The sequence below is a fragment of the Escherichia sp. 20412-1 genome, from assembly GCF_003027595.1.
Classification (GTDB): Bacteria; Pseudomonadota; Gammaproteobacteria; order Enterobacterales; family Enterobacteriaceae; genus Escherichia; species Escherichia marmotae.
Window position 1 is genome coordinate 1 of the sequence record NZ_PYQM01000091.1, and the last position, 2,870, is coordinate 2,870.

2 protein-coding genes and 1 pseudogene are annotated in these 2,870 nt (G+C 51.3%); all 3 read left to right on the forward strand.

The annotated features are described in order from the left end of the window. Positions 1–122: 122 nt before the first annotated feature. Positions 123–638: pseudogene (locus C7B16_RS23905) on the forward strand (IMPACT family protein); the annotation flags it as partial. Between the two features lie 38 nt (positions 639–676). Further along, positions 677–2,128: a Trk system potassium transporter TrkH gene (trkH, locus tag C7B16_RS23910; protein WP_000545680.1), complete on the forward strand. Its 1,452-nt coding sequence runs from the start codon at positions 677–679 to the stop codon at positions 2,126–2,128. 11 nt (positions 2,129–2,139) lie between these two features. Then, on the forward strand, positions 2,140–2,685 hold the full coding sequence (gene hemG / locus C7B16_RS23915; RefSeq protein WP_107180267.1) for a menaquinone-dependent protoporphyrinogen IX dehydrogenase: 546 nt from the start codon (positions 2,140–2,142) through the stop codon (positions 2,683–2,685). Positions 2,686–2,870: the final 185 nt, after the last annotated feature.

Consider the following 2,870-nt stretch of genomic DNA (forward strand, 5'->3'; position numbering starts at 1 on the left):
TATATCGTTGGATATTACAGCGCACTAAGACCGCACGAATATAACGGTGGATTACCCCCAAACGAATCGGAAAATCGATACTGGAAAAACTCTAACTCGGTGGCCAGTTTTTGTTGACCACTTCAGCGAAAGCGTTTGTTGAATCAGTACGGGCAGAACACCCCGATGCTCGCCACCATTGCGTGGCGTGGGTGGCGGGGGCGCCTGACGATTCACAACAACTGGGCTTCTCCGATGACGGTGAACCGGCGGGAACGGCAGGTAAACCGATGCTCGCCCAACTGATGGGCAGCGGCGTCGGGGAAATTACCGCCGTGGTGGTGCGCTACTACGGCGGCATATTGCTGGGCACCGGTGGGTTAGTGAAAGCTTATGGCGGCGGCGTGAATCAGGCACTGCGCCAGCTAACGACCCAACGCAAGACGCCATTAACCGAATATACTTTGCAATGTGAATATAGTCAGTTAACCGGTATTGAAGCGTTGCTGGGGCAGTGTGACGGCAAAGTTATTACCAGCGATTATCAGGCATTCGTTCTGCTGCGGGTGGCGCTTCCGGCGGCGAAAGTGGCTGAATTTTCCGCAAAGCTGGCGGATTTTAGCCGTGGTTCATTGCAATTGTTAGCGATTGAAGAATAATCCCCACTTCATTTTGCAGAACTAAGGAAGCGGCAGAGATGCATTTTCGCGCCATAACCCGAATCGTTGGACTACTGGTCATCTTATTTTCAGGGACCATGATTATCCCTGGGCTGGTAGCGCTCATCTACCGGGATGGGGCGGGCCGCGCATTTACCCAGACCTTTTTTGTCGCCCTCGCGATTGGCTCCATGCTGTGGTGGCCGAACCGTAAAGAGAAGGGCGAGCTGAAATCCCGCGAAGGGTTTCTGATTGTGGTGCTGTTCTGGACCGTGCTGGGTAGTGTCGGTGCGCTCCCTTTTATCTTCTCGGAAAGCCCGAACCTCACCATTACAGATGCGTTTTTTGAATCCTTCTCCGGTCTGACCACCACAGGCGCAACGACGCTGGTGGGGTTGGACTCACTCCCTCATGCCATCCTCTTTTATCGCCAGATGCTGCAATGGTTTGGCGGGATGGGGATCATCGTGTTAGCAGTCGCGATACTGCCTATTCTCGGTGTAGGTGGAATGCAGCTCTATCGCGCGGAAATGCCCGGCCCGCTGAAAGATAACAAAATGCGCCCGCGTATTGCGGAAACGGCAAAAACTTTGTGGTTGATTTATGTTCTGTTGACCGTCGCCTGTGCGCTGGCGCTGTGGTTTGCTGGAATGGATGCCTTTGATGCCATCGGTCATAGCTTTGCGACAATCGCTATTGGTGGTTTCTCGACACATGATGCTAGTGTTGGCTATTTCGATAGCCCGACCATTAACACTATTATTGCTATTTTCTTGCTGATCTCCGGCTGTAACTACGGTCTGCACTTCTCGCTGTTAAGTGGGCGTAGTCTGAAGGTTTACTGGCGCGATCCGGAATTTCGCATGTTTATCGGCGTACAGTTTACGCTGGTGGTTATTTGTACACTCGTACTGTGGTTTCATAATGTCTACAGTTCGGCGCTGATGACGATTAACCAGGCATTTTTCCAGGTAGTGTCGATGGCGACGACCGCCGGGTTTACGACCGACAGCATTGCCCGCTGGCCGCTCTTTTTGCCGGTACTACTGTTGTGCTCTGCATTTATCGGTGGTTGCGCCGGGTCAACGGGCGGTGGCCTGAAAGTGATCCGCATTCTGCTGTTGTTCAAACAGGGGAACCGTGAGCTGAAACGTCTGGTGCATCCGAATGCTGTTTATAGCATTAAGCTAGGGAACCGCGCATTGCCGGAACGCATCCTTGAAGCCGTGTGGGGATTCTTCTCTGCTTATGCGTTAGTTTTTATTGTCAGTATGCTGGCGATTATCGCCACTGGCGTGGATGACTTTTCTGCCTTTGCGTCGGTTGTTGCGACATTGAATAACCTGGGGCCAGGGCTTGGTGTGGTTGCTGATAACTTTACCAGCATGAATCCGGTGGCTAAATGGATCCTGATTGCCAATATGCTATTTGGTCGTCTCGAGGTCTTTACATTGCTGGTGCTCTTTACCCCGACTTTCTGGCGTGAATGATGGAGTAATACGTGAAAACATTAATTCTTTTCTCAACAAGGGATGGACAAACGCGCGAGATTGCCTCGTATCTGGCTTCGGAATTGAAAGAACTGGGGAGCCAGGCGGATGTTGTCAACTTGCATCGCACCGAAGAACCTGAATGGGAAAACTACGACTGCGTGGTAATTGGTGCATCTATTCGCTACGGTCATTACCATTCTGCGTTCCAGGAGTTTGTCAAAACGCATGCCACACGCCTGAACTCCATGCCGAGCGCCTTTTACTCGGTGAACCTGGTGGCGCGTAAACCGGAGAAGCGTACTGTGCAGACCAACAGCTACGCGCGGAAGTTTTTGATGAACTCACAATGGCGTCCCGATCGCTGCGCGGTTATCGCTGGGGCGCTGCGTTATCCACGCTACCGTTGGTACGACCGCTTTATGATCAAGCTGATTATGAAGATGTCTGGCGGAGAAACGGATACGCGCAAAGAAGTTGTCTATACCGATTGGGAACAGGTAGCGAATTTTGCCCGAGAAATCGCCCATTTAACCAACAAAACGATGATGAAATAAGCATAAAGAATAAAAAACACGCATTCGGAAAATTATTTTAAATTTCCTCTTGTCAGGTCGGAATAACTCCCTATAATGCGCCACCACTGACACGGAACAACGGCAAATAAGCCGCCGGGTCAGCGGGGTTCTCCTGAGAACTTCGACAGAGAAAAGCGAAAAAATGCTTGACTCTGTAGCGGGAA

What these genes read in the sequence shown, in the direction of transcription:
- trkH (WP_000545680.1), top strand. Translation starts at nt 677, where the DNA reads ATGCATTTTCGCGCCATAACCCGAATCGTTGGACTACTGGTCATCTTA.